Source organism: Bacillus weihaiensis (assembly GCF_001889165.1).
GTDB lineage: Bacteria > Bacillota > Bacilli > Bacillales > Bacillaceae > Metabacillus > Metabacillus weihaiensis.
Map to the genome: position 1 here is coordinate 2,330,701 of NZ_CP016020.1, position 20,344 is coordinate 2,351,044.

Here is a 20,344-nt window from a genome sequence, read left to right on the forward strand (position 1 = left end):
ATGTTTACCTCAGTATTTGATTTACAATTTTTTCTCTAGATGCTGTCTCTATATCATCCGGAACATTCTGGCCATGAGTAGTATAGGCAATTCCTTTTTTTGTTTGTAGCATAATATCAAGTAAAGTACCTCTTGTTGAAGTTTCGTCTAACTTAGTAAAGATTAGTTTATCTATTGGAATAATAGAAAACTGTTCATATACAGCAATCATATCTACTGACTTCGCAGTAGCCGATAAGACAAGGAATGTTTCCATTTCATGTTCGAAATCAATAATATTCATGAGGTCCTTGACATATCTTGAATCTAAAAAATTTCTCCCTGCAGTATCAATAAAAATATAATCATATGCAGAAAATCTCCGTTGAGCGTTCTTAAAATCTTCTATTGAATAACACACTTCAAGTGGAACATCCAAGATTTTTGCATATGTCTTTAGTTGATCTATGGCAGCAATACGATACGTATCGGTTGTAATAAAAGCTACTTTTTTCTTTTTCTGAATCACACATTCTGCTGCTAGCTTCGCTAGGGTTGTTGTTTTCCCAACTCCAGTTGGGCCTATAACATTTATAAATTTCTTTTGGTAGGAAATTCCTCCAAATTCTATACCAGCCAACATTTCGTACAGTATTTCTTCTTGCTGTTGCTTTATTTGTTCAAAAGTAAGTTGACCTTTTTCTTGATACCAATACTCTAATAATGAACCCATGATAGTGGCACGTACTAATTCAGGTATATCTTGTTTCATCATTTTGTTTTGCATTTCTTGTAAGAGGTTAGGATAAATATCTTTATTTTCAGTTACTGAAAAGTGTTGAAGTAAAGCTTTCATTTCTTTTATTTCATGAAGTAATGAATCATTATTCGATGAAATGTGTAATTTCTGTTTGTTCTCTTTCAGCTCAGATGTTTCTATCATTGATTGATATGTTTCTTTCTTTTGATCTATCTTCTTAGAAGGTACATCCGGATCATTTGCTGCGATTACCTCAATCATTTTCTTTGAAAAAAGTCCAAGGAAACCACCTGTTTGTACCATTTTTGAGTTTAAAATTACCGCATCGTTTCCCATCTCTGCACGAATTTTTTTCATAGCCTCTTGCATCGACGGGGCAACATATTTTTTTACCTTCATTCGACATTTACCACCCCAATACTCTGTACTTCAACATTTGCTTCTAATTCATTATAAGATAAAATAGGCACTTGCGGAAAATAACGATCTGTTAATTGTCTCACATACATTCTAACTGCAGGAGAACATAATAAAATTGGTGTTTGTTGTTGCAACGAGAGCATTTCCACTTCCTTAGCTATTGATTCAATAATAGCTTGAGATACGTCTGGGCTCAGAGATAGATAATTCCCATGTTCCGTTTGTTGCACACCCTCAGCAACAATCTTTTCTACTCGTCCTGATAAGGTGACAACCTTCAACATCTGCTGTTCATCCGCATATTGCATTGTAATTTGCTTTGCTAATGCTTGCCTTACATATTCTCCTAATAACTCCGTATCATTAGACATTTTTCCATAGTCCGCTAAAGTTTCAAATATAATTGGTAAATTTCGAATTGATACTTTTTCTTTTAACAATTTTGCTAATACTTTTTGAACTTCTCCTACTGAAAGTGGTGTTGGAGTAACTTCTTCTACTAGAATTGGATACGTTTCTTTTAAGTGGTCGATTAATTGTTTTGTTTCTTGTCTTCCTAATAATTCGTGAGCATTTTGTTTAATGATTTCGGTAATGTGAGTAGAAACAACAGATGGTGGATCAACAACTGTGTATCCATACATTTCTGCAGTGTCTTTCATTTCTTCTGTTATCCATTTAGCGGGTAATCCGAAAGATGGCTCAACTGTATCAATTCCTTCAATGGCATCATCTTCGATTCCCGGCGCCATCGCTAAAAAGTGATCGAGTAGAATTTCTCCCTTAGCAAGTTCATTCCCTTTTATCTTTAATCGATACTCATTAGGTTGCAACTGTATGTTGTCTCTTATTCGTACAACAGGTATGACGATTCCCAATTCAATAGCTAACTGTCTTCTTATCATGACAACTCTATCTAATAAGTCTCCACCTTGATTCGTATCAGCTAAAGGAATTAAACCATATCCAAATTCAAACTCGATTGGATCAATATTTAAAAGATTCACTACACTTTCAGGACTCTTCATTTCATCCATTTCTATTTCTTGCTCAATTGCTTCTTCATCTGGAACTTGAGTTCGTTTCGTTCTTGTAATCATATATCCTCCAATTCCAAGTAATGCCGCAATTGGAAGTGTTAAAAAGATACCGATTGGAGTAAATACTCCAAGTAGAAGAATAGTTGCTGATGCTACATAAAGCATTTTCGGGTAAGCAAATAATTGTGAAGTGATATCAGAGCCTAAATTTCCTTCTGATGCAGCTCGAGTAACTACAATTCCAGTAGCTGTCGATATTAATAAGGCTGGTATTTGACTGACAATCCCATCTCCCACTGTTAACATAGTAAAATGAGATGCAGCTTCACCAATTGGCATACCTAACTGCATCATGCCGATAATTATACCGAACAACATATTAATCATAACAATAATGATTCCAGCAATTGCATCACCTTTTACAAACTTACTAGCACCGTCCATTGCTCCATAAAAATCTGCTTCATTCGCTATTTTATCTCTTCGTTCTCTTGCTTGTTGTTCAGATATCATTCCCGCATTTAAGTCTGCATCAATACTCATTTGTTTACCTGGCATTGCATCAAGAGTAAATCGCGCTGCAACTTCAGAAACACGTTCAGAACCTTTCGTTATTACAACAAATTGAATAACGATTAAGATAATAAAAACGACTAATCCTACTAAAACATTTCCTCCAGTTACAAACGTACCGAATGTTTCTACTACTTTTCCGGCATCTCCTTCAGCTAAGATCGCACGTGTAGTTGAAACGTTCAAACCTAAACGAAATAATGTTAATAGAAGAATTAAAGATGGAAAAATTGAAAACTGTAGAGGCTCATTCATATTCATTGACGTAAGGATGACTAATAATGCAAGAGAAATGTTAATAATAATTAAAAAGCTCAGCATCCATCCTGGAAATGGAATAATTAACATAGCGACTATTAAAATAACGCTCAGTAGTACCGATAAATCTCTTGCAGACATAATTATTCTCTCCTTAAAACCATTCATATCTTTTTAATAATTGGAAAACGTTTTTCCCACTAAAACAGTCATTATAGTAGAACACCCTATTGTTTAAGCTGTTATTGTAAAAAAACTTACTGGTTAAATGAAATATGTTCCTTAAGCTGGGCTGAAACATTTGATTTAGCTGTGAGTTTAACCTGATTTTGACTGATATACATAGGCAATAATTTCAGCGACTGCTTGGAAGAATTCTTCTGGAATAGCTTGACCTATCTCTACTTGCGGATAAAGTGCTCTTGCAAGCGGACGATTCTCAACCATCATAACTTCATTTTCCTTGGCAATTTCTTTTATTTTTTGAGCGACTAAATCTACGCCCATTGCGACAACAAAAGGAGCATCCATTTTTGATTCATCATATTTTAATGCAATAGCATAGTGTGTTGGGTTCGTGATGATAACATCTGCTGTTGGAACATCCTGCATCATCCTTCTCATCGCCATTTCACGTTGCCTTTGCTTAATTTTCGATTTAATTAAAGGATCACCTTCAGATTTTTTATATTCATCTTTAATGTCCTGCTTTGACATTTTTAAGTTTTTTTCATAGTCATAGCGCTGATACATGTAATCTAATAAAGACAATAGTAATAGTGCTAATGAAGCAAATAAACCCATCTTTACAGTAAGACTAGCAATAAAAAGTAAGGATTGCTCTACAGTTAAATGAGATAGACGTAACACATTATCAAGGTCCAACCATAAAACAGCAAATGTCACAAAACCAACAAATGATATTTTCAATAATGATTTAAACAATTCTACAATAGCTCGGATGGAATAAATTCGTTTAAATCCTTGAATTGGATCTAATTTATTTAATTTCATCTGAATTGCTTCAGTAGAAAAAAGAAATCCAATTTGTAAATAATTACTCATAACACCAGCTACTAAAGCAACACCCATTACTGGTGCCAATATAATGCCGGCTTGATAAGCCATTGTAAGAAAAAGATCATTTACATTTTGATCTGATAAGTTGATTAGTAAAAAATCTTGAAATGTACCTCTCATTAAAAGTAAGATACGATCTCTCATAAATGCGCCAATGAATAGGAATGATAAAAAAATTGTTAATAGTGAGATGGCTGTATTAACATCAGCACTCTTTGCAACCTGACCTTTTTTCCTTGCGTCCTGTTTCTTTCGAGGAGTAGCTTTTTCAGTTTTTTCACCCGCAAAAAACTGCAAATCCAATGATAATAAGTTCACCTTTTACCCCCCTCTTCCAAACAGCTGCATAAGTCCTCTCATCGTATAAGTCATTGTTTCAAAAAGCTCTCGCATGAGCATAAACAATGCACCCATTACAAGAATCAACATAATAAAACTGACACCTATTTTCAGAGGTAAGCCCACAACAAAAATATTTAATTGAGGAACCGTTCTAGCTACAATTCCTAATGCTATATCAACTAAAAACAAGGAACCAACTACTGGGATAGACATTTGAAATGCTATGATAAACATGGAATTAAATGATTCAACAATAAATTCAATAACATCGCCTTCCCCTAGTGGTAAGTAAAGCTGATCTATAGGCACAAACTGATAACTATAAAACACGCCATCTAATAGCAGATAATGCGCATTTGTTGTAAGCATAAACAAAAGAGCAAACGTATATAAAAATTGTCCTATTAGGGGACTTTGTGCACCCGTCTGTGGGTCAATTACATTTGCAATGGCAAACCCCATTTGGAAGTCGATAAAACTTCCAGCAATTTGAATAGCTGCTAGAATAAAATAAGCTGAAAATCCTATTAGTAGTCCGAATAGCGCTTCTTTTATAAGTAACATGAAAAATTGACCATCTATTAAAATCTCAGGTGGATCAAGTGAGATAAACATAATCCATGCTAAAATAAAAGCAAAACCAATTTTGTGTGTATTTGGAATATTACGGTAAGAAAATATCGGGAGAGTTACAAAAAATGCTGAAACTCTCATAAATACTAGTAAAAACGCAGGGTAATTGTCTAAAACTGTCTCCATTTTCTACCCTACAAACCTGTTTAAATTGCCAAAAATATCTTGTGCATAAGAAACCAGAGTAGTTAACATCCAAGGACCGAAAAAGATCAACCCAAGTAATACAGCAACAATTTTCGGAATAAAAGCAAGTGTTTGTTCCTGGATTTGTGTTGTCGCTTGAAAAATACTCACTAATAATCCAATAACTAGAGCTAATAATAGAAGCGGTCCGCAAATAATTAATGTTGTATAAACAGCTTTTTCAGCTAACGAAATGACAAATTCCGAACTCATCCATTTTCACCCATTCTAAAAACTTTGTAGCAAAGATTTAATAATTAGATACCATCCATCAACTAGCACAAATAACAAAATTTTAAATGGAAGTGATATCATAACTGGTGGAAGCATCATCATACCCATAGACATTAAAACACTGGCAACTACCATATCAATGACTAAAAATGGGATGAAAATCATAAATCCTATTTGAAAGGCAGTCTTTATCTCACTTATTGCAAAGGCAGGCACCAATGCGGTTAATGGAATATCTTCAATTGAATTTGGATTTTCCATTCCTGCATAATTTAGAAATAAAGCTAAATCCTTTTGTCTCGTATGTTTACTCATAAATTCCTTAAAGGGGAGAGCTGCTCTCTCATAAGCTTCTTCTAATTCAATCTCTTCATTAAATAAAGGAGTGAGAGCTTGTTCATTTACCTCACTAAATGTAGGTGCCATAATAAAAAAGGTTAAAAATAACGCTATCCCAAGTAAGATTTGATTTGGTGGCATTTGTTGTGTTGCTAGAGAAGTACGAACAAATGATAGCACAATAATAATTCTCGTAAAGCAAGTCATTAAAATTAAAATACTAGGGGCTATTGATAGCACTGTTAGTAATAATAGTAATTTAACAGAGGTACTAACATTTTCCGGATTACTATTATTAAAAAACTCCATAAATTCATTCATGCTTCTTGAGTCCCTTTCTCTTTATATCATCTAGCTGCTTTGAACGATTTTGCTTAAGCAGTGCCATTTGTTCTTGGAATTCAGACGAAAATGTTACTTTATTTTCATTATTAGAACTTTTTCGATTGTTTTTCATTAGAATGCTTGATACTTTGTTCACAATATCCTTAGGTTCAATCACTTGTTCTTGCTTATTCACATATTCTTCTATTAATTGCTTACTTTCCAGTTCGTCATCAATTTCCTTTAACAGTGTTATTGAATCTCCGATTCCTAGAACTAACACTCGACTTCCTACCTTAATCATTTGAACAGACTTATTAGGCCCCACACTTGTGCCGCCTAAGTTGACGATTGATTGTCCTTGATTAAATAATCGATTTTTCTTTGTTACAAATTTAACTAGGAAATAGATTAAGAATAAAACAAATCCTAATGCCACTAACATTTTAATAAAATCAAATGTTGAGACGGAGATATCATTACCTTCGAGATTTGATGTTTCAGCTTGAGGATTATCTAAAGTAGAATTAGTTTGATCCTCTCCTGATTGAGCTTCACCTTCGGTAACCTCAAAAACACTTTTATCATCTTGATTTTCCTCCGCAAGAACTAAAGTTGCTACTTGCGGAGAGAAACTAAAAAGAACAATAATTGCTACTGCTAAAATTCTTATTTGAAGCAATGTCAGTCCACCTTTTAGCTTAATGTTTTACCGATTGCCTCTAATACGCGGTCTGCTTGGAATGGCTTAACGATAAAATCTTTTGCCCCTGCTTGAATGGCATCAATGACCATCGCTTGTTGACCCATTGCTGAGCACATAATAATTTTTGCATTACCATTAAGTTTTTTTATTTCCTTTAACGCAGCTATTCCGTCCATCTCTGGCATTGTAATATCCATCGTAACTAGATCTGGTTGGTGTTCTTTATACTTTTCAACTGCTTGAGCACCATCTGCAGCCTCTGCTACCACTTCATAACCATTTTTAGTTAGGATATCTTTAATCATCATTCTCATAAATGCAGCATCGTCTACAATCATAATTTTGTGTGCCATAATAACTCCACTCCCAGTTAGATAGTTAAAATATATAGTAAAAAATCTTTTTCTTTAATAAACATTAGCTTCGAACATGTAATCGTTTAGAGTAATTACAATTCAGTATTATTTTAACTTATTTAATCTTTCTCTTTGACTAACAATATCTGTCACACGTACTCCAAAGTTTTCATCAATAACGACTACTTCACCTTTAGCAACAATTTTACTGTTTACCAATATATCAACTGGCTCACCAGCAAGTTTATCAAGTTCAATGATGGAACCAGACGACAATTCAAGTATTTCTTTAACAGAACGCTTTGTTCTGCCTAGCTCAACTGTAACCTTCAGAGGGATATCTAAAAGCATATCTAAGTTTTGAATATCCTGTTGTTGGTAGTGCATAGGCTCAAACGCTGTAAATTCTGCTGGTTTCACATTCACATCTGGCTGAAACTGCTGACGTGGCTGTGTATATTGTTGTTGAGATGTATACATTTGTTGACTAGGTTGTCCCATTTGAGGAGGTACATTCATGCTCATGTTTTCCTGATGATATACCTGCTGCTGTTGAACAACTTGATCTTCCATTGGTACTTCAGGTAACGGAACTTCTTTTGTAGCCTCTACTGCAACAGCTTCTTGTTTCGGATTAATTAGTTCATCAATTAAGTCTTTAGCAAACATCAAAGGTAATAATTGCATAATATTAGAATCAATTAATGTTCCAATTTTAAGTCTAAAGGATACTTGAATAAGTAAATCATCTTCAGGAATTTTGGCTTCGTCCGTTTCATTCGCATCTAATAATTCTACTCTTGGTGGCGAAATATCAACCTTTTTATTAAAAATAGTAGACATAGATGTTGCTGCAGAACCCATCATTTGGTTCATTGCTTCTTGTACAGCACTTACTTGAATTTCTCCAAGTAATTCATCCGGATTTGTACCGTCACCGCCAATCATGAGATCGGCAATAATAGCAGCATCACTTTGTTTAATGACCAATAAATTACTTCCTGTAAAGCCCTCAGTATAATTTACTTCTATTGCAACGTAAGGATGAACAAATTGCTCTCCAAGTTTACTTTTTTGTACGACCGATACACTAGGTGTTGTAATTTCTACCTTTTGTTGTAATAGGGTAGATAATGCAGTAGCTGAGCTACCAAATGAGATATTGCCAATCTCACCAATCGCATCTTCTTCCATTTCACTAAAGTAATCTTCTTTTCTTAATTGATTATTATCCTCAGTAGTTGTAGATGTACCCTCATCTTCAACGCTTGCACCTTTTAATAAAGCATCAATTTCATCCTGCGATAACATATCATTACTCACCATCTTCTTCACCTCTCACTAAGTGGTCAATAATTTGAACCGCTATTTTTTTGTTTGTTTTCCCTGGTTGTCCAGTAAACTTCGGTTTATCCCCTATTTTAACCACCAATGGCTGGTCGATAGTGCTCTCTAATTGAATCACATCTCCAATTTGTAATTGAAGAAAATCTTGAATAGATATATTTGAAGAGCCTAATTCGGCAGATACAGAAAGTTCAGCTAAATGAATTTGCTTCTTAAGAGCATCAATTTCATTAGGCTTAGGTTCTTTCCTGTCTGATTGCATCCAGTAATGTACGGATAACTTTGGAATAATCGGTTCTAGAACGACATGTGGAATACATAGATTGATCATTCCACTTGTTTCTCCTACTTGTATATTTAATGAAATAACAACCACCGTTTCATTTGGTGAAACCATTTGTAAAAATTGTGGATTTACTTCAAATTCAGACATCATAGGCTCAATCTCAACTAATGATTCCCAAGCTTCTTGATAACTATCTAACGATTTTTCAAAAATACTGGAAATGATTTTCGTCTCGATTTCAGTCAAATTTTCAATCTTATTAACACTTGACCCAAGTCCCCCCATAACTCGATCCATCATAGCGTATGCTATATTAGGATTCACTTCCATTAATACTCTTCCTTCCAATGGCTGAACCTCAAAAACATTTAATACGGTCATTTTAGGAATAGAACGTATAAATTCCTCATAAGGCAGTTGATCAACAGAACCAACCGTTATTTGGATGTAAGTTCTTAATTGGGCTGAAAAATACGTTGTTAAAAGTCTAGCAAAGTTATCGTGAATACGAGTTAAACTTCTAATTTGATCCTTTGAGAACCTTAGTGCTCGTTTAAAATCATAGACCTTTACTCTTTTACTTGATTCTTCTTTTTTTAATTCATCTGCATCCATTTCTCCAGTAGAAATGGCTGATAACAAGGCATCGATTTCACTCTGTGATAAAATATCACCCGCCATGGTGCTCACCTCCTACTTAATAGTTTGTTGTATTTATTGAAGGATATAGGAAGTGGTGTAAATCTTATTAACCTTGCCTTCTTGCATTAATTCATTGATTTTATTCTTTATTTGTTCTTTAAATTTATCCATGCCATCCTTGCCATCTAATTGGTCAGAGGTTGTATTAGCTAATTCTGAAATAATAATATCACGCACTTGAAATTCTCTTTGTGTTAACTCTTCCATTGCTTTCTTTGACTCTGTTTCAATTTTAAAGGATAAACGTACTATATTACCACTGGATAAATTTGTAGTTATTTCAGGAATATCTACAGAAGCTGCTACAACTTCCTCAATTGAAGGAGCTTTTTCTTCGCCATCTTCTCCAATAAATTTCATAACAACGACAAGTGCTGTTACCCCAATAAGAGTTATTGATACGATGATGACAAGCATAATGCTCAAAAGCTTTTTATTCATGATCTACAACCTCCGAACCTTTCCTTAACGATAGCATATTGATTTCCCGATAAAACGAAGTGATACTAGCATACACTTCCTGTTCTGATTCCTTTACTACATATTTATGACCATTCGTTAATGTAATGGTTGTATCTGGAAAAGATTCGATAACTTCAATATAAATTGCATTTAATGAAAAACGTTTACCGTTAAGTCTTGTTAATTGAACCATTTTCTATAAGAGGCTGATGATTAATTGAAGAACCATCCAGCCTCCACCTCCCTTATTAACGTTTTAAGCCCATTAGCTCTTGTAAGATTTCATCAGAGGTTGTAATAATCTTTGTATTTGATTGGAAACCACGTTGAGCGACAATCATTTCTGTAAATTCTTCCGCAAGGTCAACGTTTGACATTTCTAATGCGCCTGAGATGATATTAGCTGTTCCATCTGTACCTGCTACAGGTAAATCGGCTAACTCAACAAAGCCATTTCCATCTTTGTCTACTGAACCTGAGTTGGCAGATTCTCTATACAAGTTTCCTCCTAGTTTTTCTAGACCACCTTCATTTGCAAAGTTCACTAATCTAATTTGACCAGCTACATTTAATTCTCCATTCTCATTTACAAAGTTAACCTTTCCATCTGGAGCGATACTGAAACTTTGCGCTGATAAAGGAATTTGAATTAAGCCAGGGTTACCACTAAGATTATTAGTGAATGTGACCGTATTACCTGCCGTCGTTTTTTCAGCTGCCTCTCCGATTAAGTACATTCCATCAGCAGTTACAATATATCCTTCATCGTCAAGATACATATTACCAGCTCTAGTGAAATTCAAGTCCACGGCTTCTTCAATTCCTGGAGAAGTAATTTCATTTGTATTTCTATTGATGTTAGCATTGTTATTGATTGTCCCTACGATGAAAAATCCATCTCCATTTAAGGCTAAATCTAATGATCTTGATGTAATCTGAGTAGAACCTGTCGTATGAATTGTATCAATAGAACTGATTTGAGCCCCTAAGCCTACTTCTTTTGCATTTGTTCCAGCACTATTTGCTGTTGCTCCAGATGCACCTGAAATTTGTTGGCTAAAAAGATCGGAGAAGGTAGTTCGGGATTTCTTGTATCCGTACGTATTAACATTGGCAATGTTATTACCTAAAACATCAAGCTTAGTTTGAAAGTTTTTCATACCACTGATTCCTGAATAAAGTGAACGTAACATTAATTATTCTCTCCCTTAGGTTATGTTATTGTTTTAGCTGTTTCTGTCATTCCACAACTAGAGGCATCCTTTATAAGGTCCAGCCTTAAATTAATCCATAATGATTGCACCTGAAATGTTCGTAAACATCTGTGTTCTGGCTTCATCTCGATCCATAGCAGTAATGACTGTATTATTTTTAGCGTTAATAATAAGAGCTGCTTCATTAACTAAAACGAGAGAATCTTGAACGCCTTTTTTTCTTGCTTCGGAGATTTTCTTTTCAATTTGTGACCAGGTTTCATCTGATAAAGTAATCTCCCTTTCTGTTAAGCGCGTTTGAGCATGCTTACTAATCTTCAATTTTTGGCTGCTAGTAAGCTCATTTTCTAGCAAGCTCTTAAAAGACGATTGTTGTTTAGCTAGAATGTTATTTGTATGAATTGGGTAGTTCTGAATGTGATTAATTTTTACCGACATACTAAGTCCTACTATTCGGATTTACTAATTTTGATTACATCATGATTTGAAATTTCTTTACCATTATCCAATTCTAGTACAATCCCTTTTTCTGATTGCTTAACGGATTTAACAGTACCAGAACCTTTAGAATCACTATTTTCCCAATCAATTTTTTTTCCAATCATTTCTGAATACACAAGTATTGGGTTTTCTTCTGAGAACGTATTAAGAAATTTCTCTAACATGCTTGTCATATTAGTCGTTTGTTCTAATGTTGAGAATTGTGCCATTTGAGCTATAAATTCTTTGTCCTCCATCGGATTAAGAGGGTCTTGGTTTTGCAATTGAGTCATTAATATTTTTAAGAATTCATCTTTCCCTAGAGACGAATTTCCCGTTGAAGATACTGGCCTATTCATAAGAAATAAACTAGGATCAATTGTAGTCATAATTCCCCTCCTTAAACAAATTGATTTAGTAAGTCGTTTAGTGTATCACCAAAATTTTGTTCATTTTCCTTTTGATCATTGCCATTTGTATCTTTATGATTACGTTCTTCTTTTTGCTGCTGTTCTGATGAATCTTTAAGTGGTTTAGAAAATTGCTCGTTATATACTTCAAATCTCTCAATTTCAATTTTTACTGAAGGAAGTGCTTGTTTCAAATGTTGAATACTGTGCTCTAACAATTCCTTTGCTGATTCAGTTGAAGCAATAATTTTCGCTACCATTTCACCTTTTGTTTGGACCAGTTTCACAGTTAATTGACCTAGGTGTTCTGGATTCAACTTAAGAACTAAGCGTTTTGATTGACTTCCTGCCTGAAATAGAGCTTTTGATTTTAAAGTATTTAGCAACTGATTTGTAAATTCTTGTTTAGTTGAAGCATCAATCTTTTGGTTATCTGTTCCCGATACAACGGTATTCATATATTTTCCTAAGTCTAATTCTAACGATTCTGTATTATCACTCATTTTATTCTGGACCAGATTACTAGAATTCACTTCTGCTTGTACTTTATCGTTTGTCATTTCAAGTTTCAAATATGGAAAAGCTTCTTTTACATGATTAATTGTTTGATTTAGTAAAAGCTTTGCTTCATTTGAAGATCCTTCTAATTTGACAAGCGACCTACCATTCATTTGCATCTGCTTTATTGTTAGTTGACCAAGCGTTTTAGGCTCTAGTTGTAAAAACACCTCTTTTGTTAAAGTAGGCTCTTGGGAAAGAGTTAATCTTTTAATAGCATCAACTACTTGATTAGTAAACTCAACCTGAGTACTAATATCATTCAAAATGCTTGTGTTTTTTGAAGTTGCAATGGCAGTAGATTCTTGATCCTTGGTGAAAGCTGATGAGTTAGCCTCACCTGTTATAATCCCATTAAAAAGTGATTGATTCATGTTCCTAAAGAAATTCTCTAATCCAATTAGAAGATTATCAACATCTTTCGAATACTCTTTTGGCAGTAAGAGAGCTCCTTCAACCGTTTCTACTATCCCTTTTATAACAGCGCTGTTACTATTTATTGAATCAATATCGTTGGGGTTGTTTGTACTACCATTAAGAACTCCCGGATAAATAGTAGGGTTAGGTTGTAGACCACCAAAATGAAATGGTAAACCATTTAATTTGTCATCATCACGATTTGTGCCTTCTGTTTCTTTAAGGCTATTTACAATCTCGTTTAAAAGTGGATACTTCTCTAGATTTATTTTATCACCACTGTTATCGACACCGTTTTTGTTTATAGGTTTTGCATTTGTATTTTGTAATAGATTAAAAGTTGAAAAAGAATTGTTTTGCAGTCGATCAGTCATAGATTTTTTTTGATTGCTTACTAATCCATTCAACTTACTTTGAACCACTTTATTAAGTAACATCGTAATGTCTCCCTCAATTTCATGAAAGTCGATATTCTTGTTAGCTTTAAGAAGATTTAGACCTGATATAAGTAATTTGTTAGCATTATTGTGTTCTTCTTTTTTCCTCTCTACAAAGTTATTTTCAAATAACTTTGTACTTCCATCGGAATGAGAGTTAAGGTCTATACCATATACATTATCAACTAATTTTTTGACTATTTTTTGTAAAGTTGAAAGGTCTGTTTCTGCAACTAGTTTACTTAAAGGTTCAGCGATATCAGGTGGTACTGATTCATCCAATAGAACCTTATTGACTTTTTCTCGAGTAACTTCATGGAGACCTTGTCTCTTCTGATAATCTGTCAGTATATCATTAGTTGTGATTAGTTTATCCGCATTTTCCACTAGTTTTGAGCCATTTCTAGTTGACCAATTTGTTAACAAGAAGGGCAAGCTTACCACTGCTTGATCTGAATCATTTAATTGATTAATTGATTGAAAAATAGTTTCAACTGTCACTTCTTCGGGTATTTTATAACTAGATAGCTCAGCATTTAATAATTTATTAAGCTTGTTTAGAAGATTTTCATTTATATTCTGATCTTCCGATAAGGAATATATCTCGATACCTTTTAACCCGATTAAAGCATCTGAGATAGTAGTAAAATTTGATTCTTTCATGAAGTTATCAAATGCTTCCGAATTATTTAACTTCAAACCGATCTCTTTCTCTAGCAGAGAAAAGGTAGGTATAAAGGAGTCAAATGATACTTTTTCTCTCATATTGTTCTGAATTGAAAAATGTGCCTGTAATTCACTTTTAATTTCTGCAAAGTGATTTTCAACATCAACATCAACTGCATAACTACTTGTTATATCCGATCGATTATTACTTATATCTTGTCCGCTTTTTAATACACGGTGATAGATAGCAGAAAAAGGAGTATTATCTATCAATTTAATTTGATTAACGTCCTTCTCTATATTTTCACTCACTTTGTACAACAATGATGAAAGTTTCACTTGTTCACCTCCTTTCTACTGACCATCTGTAGCTAAAAGATTGGTAAACTTAACTGCGTCATCGACTTCCATCTTTGTTAATATATCTGCAACTTGCTTGTCATCTAGTGAACTAAGAATAAGGATAGCATCTTCTTCATTAAGATTCGGAATGATTTCTGCTGCTTTTTTACTTGTCATGTTGTCATATAACTTAGTAATATCTTTCTTTTTACTCTCTGTTTCAGCTTGCTTGATTTCTTCAATTTGTTTCTCCAGAGAGCTTACTTCTTGATTTAATTTTTGAATTTCCTTCTCTTTTAACGAGACATCTTTTTCAAGTGCAGTAATAGTAGAATTTTGTTCTTCTAAAGTTTCTTCGTATTCCAATTTCGCTTCTGCCGCTTGTTCTTCTGGTGTCGGTTCAGATGGTCTATCAGCCTCTTCTTCGTTAAAAAGCTTTTCAACAACTGGTACTTTTGCTAATGTGGTTTTTGTTTTTCCAGCTACATCAAATCCTGCGACCGATAAAATAACAACCACCAAGGTAATCGTAAAAATCGTTGGAATAAAAATGACAAAAAAGAACCATTGAAATTTTCCATATTCCTGCTTTTCATTTTCCATTACGTATTCACCTAATTTCCTCGGTACATAAATGATTGAATGGATAGGTCATCCATTACTTTATTTTCATTTGCTTTCGCATCCATCAAAAAAGTTTCTTTTTGTTTTTCTTTTAATTTTTCATATTTCTTTACTTCTATGTTCTTTTGCATTAATTTGACTTGTTGCTCATTCATTCGATTTCTTGTTAACATGACAAGCTTTTGATAGTGTGAGATGGTCTTTTCAATATTTGAAACAAATTGTTGATAATGTCTCATCTCTTGAACAGAAATACCTTCATTTAATCTAGATAACGTATTTTCCTCAAGAATTTCTTTTTGTTTCATTGAATCATACAGCTTATTAGCTACACTCTCAAAATCACTTACAGATTGGTTATATTCTGCTAATGATTTTTCCTTTTCATTTTCTTTAATATCCATTACCTTTTGAAATCGAAATTGAAAACTCACTAAAATTCACCTGTTTCCATAAATTGAATTAAAGAATGTATGCTGTCTTCACTAGTTACCTTGTCCTCAACATTTTGCTTTAAAAAAGATATAATTTTAGGATAAAGCCTAATTGCTTCGTCTATTTCCTTTGAAGATCCTCTTTTATAAGCTCCTATATTAATAAGGTCTTCTGAGTTTAAGTAAGTGGACAATAAATCTCTAAGTCGAGTTGCCGACTTTTTATGCATAGGATCTACTATCTGATTCATAACACGGCTTATACTTTTAAGAATGTTAATAGCAGGAAATTGACCCTTGTTCGCCAATTGACGATCTAATACAATATGACCGTCTAATATTCCTCGAACTGTATCTGAGATTGGTTCATTAAGATCATCACCATCGACCAAAACTGTGTAAAATGCAGTAATTGAACCTAGTTCATTCGTTCCAGTCCGTTCAAGTAACTTTGGTAAGATTGCGAAAACAGAAGGAGTATACCCTTTCGTTGTTGGTGGTTCTCCTACCGCTAGGCCAATTTCTCGTTGGGCCATAGCCACTCGAGTGACAGAATCCATCATAAACATGACATTCATGCCTCTATCTCTAAAATATTCGGCTACAGCTGTTGCTGTAAGAGCCGCTTTCATCCTCATTAATGCAGGTTGATCTGAGGTAGCGACAATAACAATAGATCTTTTTAACCCCTCTGGTCCTAAGTCTCGATCAATGAATTCTCTTACTTCACGTCCACGTTCTCCTATAAGAGCAATCACATTCAAATCAGCATTAGTATTTCTTGCAATCATTCCCATCAGTGTACTTTTCCCAACACCACTCCCTGCAAAAATACCAACACGTTGACCTTTTCCGACGGTAAGGAGACTATCAATCACACGTACCCCCACCTCCATTTTCTCGTGAATCGGTGGTCGTTTCATCGGATTAGGTGGTGATTGGTCTGTAGGAACATAGGCTAACCCTTTTGGCAGCATCGTTTCATTTAAAGGTTTCCCGAAGGCATCAATAACTTGACCTACTAAAGCAGAGCCTACCTTCACTCTAAGAGGTTCATTTGTTCCTTCAACAATACTGCCAGGAGATATATTTGTCAGTTGCTGATATGGCATTAATAAGACAAATTCATTTCGAAAACCAACTACTTCTGCTGGGATTTTCGTCTTATTATTTGCTCCCGTGTAGATATAACAAAGATCACCAATTGAGCTCTCAGGTCCTCTTGATTCAATCATCAATCCAACGACCTGTTTTACCTTCCCAAATCTTTTATAAGAATCTAGTTTCTCTATTTCATGAACAAGGTCCAATGCTCTCAATTAGTGATCACCCCTCATCAACTAAATCTAATAGCTGTTTTTTTAACTGCTCTAACTGTGTATCTATGCTTACATCAATTCGTCCAAATTCAGATTCAATCATACATCCATGTTCACTTAATTCAGCATTAGGATAGATGTAGATATCTTTCTGATTTGTCATCAACACTTGAAGTTCTTCCTTCCGACTTAAAAGGTATTCGTAATAAGAAGGATTAACATGAATTTTAATATGTTCATATTCTTTTACTTCGTTAAGTCCTTTTTTTATAAAGGGCAAGAAGTTCTCTTTGTTCTCCTCAAGTGTTACTTGAAGAATTTTCTCTGCAATTCTTGTTGATAGAAGTAGAATCTCATTTTCAGCTGATTGAATTCTCTCCTGATAATCTTCTTTAGATAACTCAATGATTCTTTGTGTTTCTTGAATTAATCCTTCATATTGACTAATCGCATGCTGACGGCCTAACTCTACACCTTCCGCATATCCTTCTTGTCTAGCCTCTTCTACTTGCTGTTGACGTTCATTAACCCAAGCAAGCTGATGAGATTCTATTTCTCTTAATATCTTATCCTTTTGTGCATGAGCCTCTTGTAATATAGCATCCGCTTCAATCTTTGCTTGATCTATTAAGAATGTAGATTGTTTTTGAATTTCAGGATCAATTTTTTCTTTCAGCCTGTCATTTAATATCTCCTGAATATTGATGATACTTATGGGTGTCTTTTCCTTATTTTCTCTGGCGTATTGTGACTTAATAAGTTTAGACAATAATATCATCTCCTCCACCACGAGCAATGACAATTTCACCAGCTTCTTCTAATCTTCTAATGACACCTACAATTCTTGATTGAGCCTCTTCAACATCTCGTAATCTAACTGGACCCATATATTCCATTTCCTCTTTAAATGTATCCACCATACGTTTCGACATATTTTTGAATACAACTTCCCTCACTTCCTCACTAGCTACTTTTAAGGAAAGCATTAAGTCATCATTCTCTACATCTCTAATCACTCGTTGAATTGCACGATTGTCAAGTGTAACAATGTCTTCGAATACAAACATACGTTTCTTAATTTCTTCAGCAAGCATTGGGTCTTGAATTTCAAGCGAATCTAAAATGGTTCTTTCCGTAGATCGATCGACTCCGTTTAAAACCTCTACTACAGCCTCTATCCCACCTGTTTGTGTGTAATCTTGAGTAACTGTAGCAGAAAGCTTTCTCTCAAGAATTTGTTCAACTTCATTAATTATTTCTGGAGGAGTTCGATCCATGACAGCAATTCTTCTTGCAACATCCGCTTGTAGTTCCTGAGGTAATTCAGATAAAATTTGACCTGATTGAGTAGGTTCTAAATAGGATAGTACCAATGCAATCGTTTGTGGATGTTCATTTTGGATGAAATTTAAAATCTGTGATGGATCGGCTTTTCTTGCAAAATCAAATGGCTTCACTTGTAAGGATGAAGTTAACCGGTGAATAATGCTTGTTGCCTTTTCTTCTCCTAATGCCTTTTCTAACACTTGCTTTGCGTATGCAATACCACCTTGTGAAATATAGTCCTGCGCCATTGCAATGTCATGGAATTCTTCAATAATTTCTTCTTTTTTATCCGCTTCTACTTTACGAACACCAGAAATTTCAAGTGTTAGCTTTTCAATTTCTTCTTCTGATAGATGTTTATAAATAGAAGCAGAAACCTCAGGTCCTAAGGAGATTAGAAGAATGGCAGCTTTTTGTTTACCAGTTAATACAGATTGATCTCTTCTTGCCAATTTTCCCCACTCCTATTCTTCTGAAATCCACGTACGTAATAGCTTTGCGAAGTCCTCTGGTTTCTCTTTCGCCATCGTTTCTAATTGTTTTTTACGTACTGTACCTTCAGTTTCAATTTCATTATTTATATCTTGTACTCTTATCGGCTCTTGTATCTCTAAGTCCTCACTATCATCTACTTGAACGTCATCTTTTCTCTTTCTTAGTAATAAAACTATTAAAATAATAATAACGAATAAAAGAACTCCTGCTACGATATACGTCCATATAGGGATGGTTTGTGTAGGCGTCATTTCTTCAACTTGTTGTTTGCCATCGAATGCTTGTACAGAGACAACTACTTTGTTTGCCACATCCTCATCTGTTAGTGGTTCTAATGCTGTGTCCTTATTAATTGTCGTTCTAATTATTGTTGAAAGAATTTGTTGAATGTCCTCTTCTCTTTCAGCTGTAAACGAAAGAGGATCATCTGGATTAGGAGGTTCTACCATTACTTGTATACCTAAATCTCTAATCTTATAAGGACTTTCGACAATTTGTTTATTAATACGGTTTACTTCATTATTAATTCTTTCTTCAATTCTTTCGTAGTCCCCATCACCTGATGTTTCTGTTGATCCTTCATAAGCAGGGACATCCGTTTCACCTGTTCCATTAACACCGCCAGCGGCTTGCGCACCATTTCCAGTGTATGCTTCAGTGATTCTTTCAACACTTATCGCAATTCCTTCATCACTATCTTCAGAAACTGGTGAAATGAGGTTTTCCTCCCTGCTTTCTTGGGTAAAGTCTATATCAGTAGTAACTGCCACTACTACTTTATCTTGTCCCATCATTGTTCCAAGAAGCTTTTGTACATCACGCTGAATGTCTTGCTCTATCTGTGATTTAATTTCTTGCTGGGAAGCATAGTCTGTACTAGGAGTCGTATTTTTACCGTCATTTAAGTCATAATAAGTAAAATTTTGATCCATAATTACAATATTTTCAGTCGTAAGGTTTGGAACGCTTTTTGAAACTAAATGAAATAAAGCATTCACTTTTTCCTGATCGAGTTGCGCACCTGGTTTAAGGTTTAGTACGACAGATGCTGAAGATCCTTCACCTTGGTCACCTACAAATACTGACTCTGCCGGTAAGTTAATCATGACATTTGCATCATTAACACCTTCGATCCCTTTCATTAAGTTTGCAAGCTCAGTTTGTGTAGCTTTTAATTTAATAACGTCAAATTCTTTGTCTGTCATACCAAAGCCAGCATCTTGGCCAAAGAAAGAATAATCAATTATCCCGGTATTTGGAATACCTTCAGATGCCAGTTCCACCATTAACGTATCTACTTGTTCTTTAGGGACCAATATCGCAGATCCGTTATTAATGATTTCAGAGTTCACACCTTTTGCATCTAATGTTTCTTTAATTTGACCAGTTTCTGCTGGTGATAAATTAGAATATAGTGGAACTAAGTTAGGCTTAGAAATAAAATAAGTTAAGATAGAAGCAATCAATATAACTAAAATGATGCTTGTTATTAGTGTGATTTTCTGCCCTTTACTTCTTTCTGCCCAAACATTATTTAATTTATTTTTAATAGTAGTTAATTTTTCATTCATTCCATAAAGTCCCCCGATTATGAT

At 34.4% G+C, this 20,344-nt stretch carries 22 protein-coding genes; all 22 read right to left on the minus strand.

Going from position 1 to position 20,344, the window contains the following annotated elements; translation table 11 throughout:
• Nucleotides 1–4 precede the first annotated feature (4 nt).
• The 22 genes from flhF to fliF all read right to left on the minus strand — a co-directional run bounded on the left by flhF (nt 5) and on the right by fliF (nt 20,320).
• Nucleotides 5–1,138, minus strand: a complete 1,134-nt coding sequence (gene flhF / locus A9C19_RS11230; protein ID WP_072580033.1) for a flagellar biosynthesis GTPase FlhF — start codon at nt 1,136–1,138, stop codon at nt 5–7.
• A complete protein-coding gene (flhA, locus tag A9C19_RS11235) occupies nt 1,135–3,171 on the minus strand; it encodes a flagellar biosynthesis protein FlhA (protein ID WP_072580034.1) in 2,037 nt (678 codons plus the stop codon). The genes flhF and flhA overlap by 4 nt, the downstream gene beginning before the upstream one ends.
• Nucleotides 3,172–3,348: 177 nt before the next feature.
• On the minus strand, nt 3,349–4,428 hold the full coding sequence (gene flhB / locus A9C19_RS11240; protein WP_072580035.1) for a flagellar biosynthesis protein FlhB: 1,080 nt from the start codon (nt 4,426–4,428) through the stop codon (nt 3,349–3,351).
• 3 nt (nt 4,429–4,431) lie between these two features.
• Nucleotides 4,432–5,211: a flagellar biosynthetic protein FliR gene (gene fliR, locus A9C19_RS11245; RefSeq protein WP_072580036.1), complete on the minus strand. Its 780-nt coding sequence runs from the start codon at nt 5,209–5,211 to the stop codon at nt 4,432–4,434.
• Between the two features lie 3 nt (nt 5,212–5,214).
• Complete coding sequence (gene fliQ / locus A9C19_RS11250) at nt 5,215–5,484, minus strand: flagellar biosynthesis protein FliQ (RefSeq protein ID WP_072580037.1); 270 nt, start codon at nt 5,482–5,484, stop codon at nt 5,215–5,217.
• Nucleotides 5,485–5,499: 15 nt separating this feature from the next.
• Nucleotides 5,500–6,165 carry a flagellar type III secretion system pore protein FliP gene (fliP, locus tag A9C19_RS11255; RefSeq protein ID WP_072580038.1) on the minus strand — a complete coding sequence of 222 codons (666 nt, stop codon included), beginning with the start codon at nt 6,163–6,165 and terminating at the stop codon, nt 5,500–5,502.
• Nucleotides 6,158–6,850, minus strand: coding sequence for a flagellar biosynthetic protein FliO (locus A9C19_RS11260; RefSeq protein WP_072580039.1), 693 nt, complete (start codon nt 6,848–6,850; stop codon nt 6,158–6,160). Before A9C19_RS11260 ends, fliP begins: the two co-directional genes overlap by 8 nt.
• A 14-nt stretch (nt 6,851–6,864) precedes the next feature.
• Entirely contained in the window at nt 6,865–7,227 is a 363-nt protein-coding gene (locus tag A9C19_RS11265) for a chemotaxis protein CheY (RefSeq protein ID WP_072580040.1), read from the minus strand.
• 108 nt (nt 7,228–7,335) lie between these two features.
• Nucleotides 7,336–8,556, minus strand: a complete 1,221-nt coding sequence (gene fliY / locus A9C19_RS11270; protein WP_072580041.1) for a flagellar motor switch phosphatase FliY — start codon at nt 8,554–8,556, stop codon at nt 7,336–7,338.
• Complete coding sequence (gene fliM / locus A9C19_RS11275; protein WP_072580042.1) at nt 8,546–9,544, minus strand: flagellar motor switch protein FliM; 999 nt, start codon at nt 9,542–9,544, stop codon at nt 8,546–8,548. Before fliM ends, fliY begins: the two co-directional genes overlap by 11 nt.
• 33 nt (nt 9,545–9,577) lie before the next feature.
• Nucleotides 9,578–10,006, minus strand: coding sequence for a flagellar basal body-associated protein FliL (gene fliL / locus A9C19_RS11280; protein WP_072580043.1), 429 nt, complete (start codon nt 10,004–10,006; stop codon nt 9,578–9,580).
• Entirely contained in the window at nt 9,999–10,220 is a 222-nt protein-coding gene (locus A9C19_RS11285) for a flagellar FlbD family protein (RefSeq protein WP_072580044.1), read from the minus strand. Before A9C19_RS11285 ends, fliL begins: the two co-directional genes overlap by 8 nt.
• Nucleotides 10,221–10,275: 55 nt before the next feature.
• A complete protein-coding gene (flgG, locus tag A9C19_RS11290; RefSeq protein ID WP_072580045.1) occupies nt 10,276–11,220 on the minus strand; it encodes a flagellar basal body rod protein FlgG in 945 nt (314 codons plus the stop codon).
• Nucleotides 11,221–11,310: 90 nt separating this feature from the next.
• On the minus strand, nt 11,311–11,679 hold the full coding sequence (locus A9C19_RS11295) for a TIGR02530 family flagellar biosynthesis protein (RefSeq protein ID WP_233499164.1): 369 nt from the start codon (nt 11,677–11,679) through the stop codon (nt 11,311–11,313).
• Between the two features lie 11 nt (nt 11,680–11,690).
• Nucleotides 11,691–12,110 carry a flagellar hook assembly protein FlgD gene (gene flgD / locus A9C19_RS11300; RefSeq protein ID WP_072580046.1) on the minus strand — a complete coding sequence of 140 codons (420 nt, stop codon included), beginning with the start codon at nt 12,108–12,110 and terminating at the stop codon, nt 11,691–11,693.
• An 11-nt stretch (nt 12,111–12,121) separates the two neighbouring features.
• Nucleotides 12,122–14,548, minus strand: a complete 2,427-nt coding sequence (locus A9C19_RS11305; protein ID WP_072580047.1) for a flagellar hook-length control protein FliK — start codon at nt 14,546–14,548, stop codon at nt 12,122–12,124.
• A gap of 15 nt (nt 14,549–14,563) precedes the next feature.
• Nucleotides 14,564–15,154 carry a MotE family protein gene (locus tag A9C19_RS11310; RefSeq protein WP_072580048.1) on the minus strand — a complete coding sequence of 197 codons (591 nt, stop codon included), beginning with the start codon at nt 15,152–15,154 and terminating at the stop codon, nt 14,564–14,566.
• Between the two features lie 11 nt (nt 15,155–15,165).
• On the minus strand, nt 15,166–15,609 hold the full coding sequence (fliJ, locus tag A9C19_RS11315; protein ID WP_072580049.1) for a flagellar export protein FliJ: 444 nt from the start codon (nt 15,607–15,609) through the stop codon (nt 15,166–15,168).
• On the minus strand, nt 15,609–16,928 hold the full coding sequence (gene fliI, locus A9C19_RS11320; RefSeq protein WP_072580050.1) for a flagellar protein export ATPase FliI: 1,320 nt from the start codon (nt 16,926–16,928) through the stop codon (nt 15,609–15,611). The genes fliJ and fliI overlap by 1 nt, the downstream gene beginning before the upstream one ends.
• A gap of 7 nt (nt 16,929–16,935) precedes the next feature.
• A complete protein-coding gene (fliH, locus tag A9C19_RS11325) occupies nt 16,936–17,697 on the minus strand; it encodes a flagellar assembly protein FliH (RefSeq protein ID WP_158515084.1) in 762 nt (253 codons plus the stop codon).
• The gene (gene fliG, locus A9C19_RS11330) at nt 17,690–18,706 is read right to left on the minus strand and encodes a flagellar motor switch protein FliG (RefSeq protein ID WP_072580052.1); all 1,017 of its coding nucleotides are present in this window, start codon (nt 18,704–18,706) and stop codon (nt 17,690–17,692) included. Before fliG ends, fliH begins: the two co-directional genes overlap by 8 nt.
• Nucleotides 18,707–18,718: 12 nt before the next feature.
• Nucleotides 18,719–20,320: a flagellar basal-body MS-ring/collar protein FliF gene (fliF, locus tag A9C19_RS11335; protein ID WP_072580053.1), complete on the minus strand. Its 1,602-nt coding sequence runs from the start codon at nt 20,318–20,320 to the stop codon at nt 18,719–18,721.
• Nucleotides 20,321–20,344 lie beyond the last annotated feature (24 nt).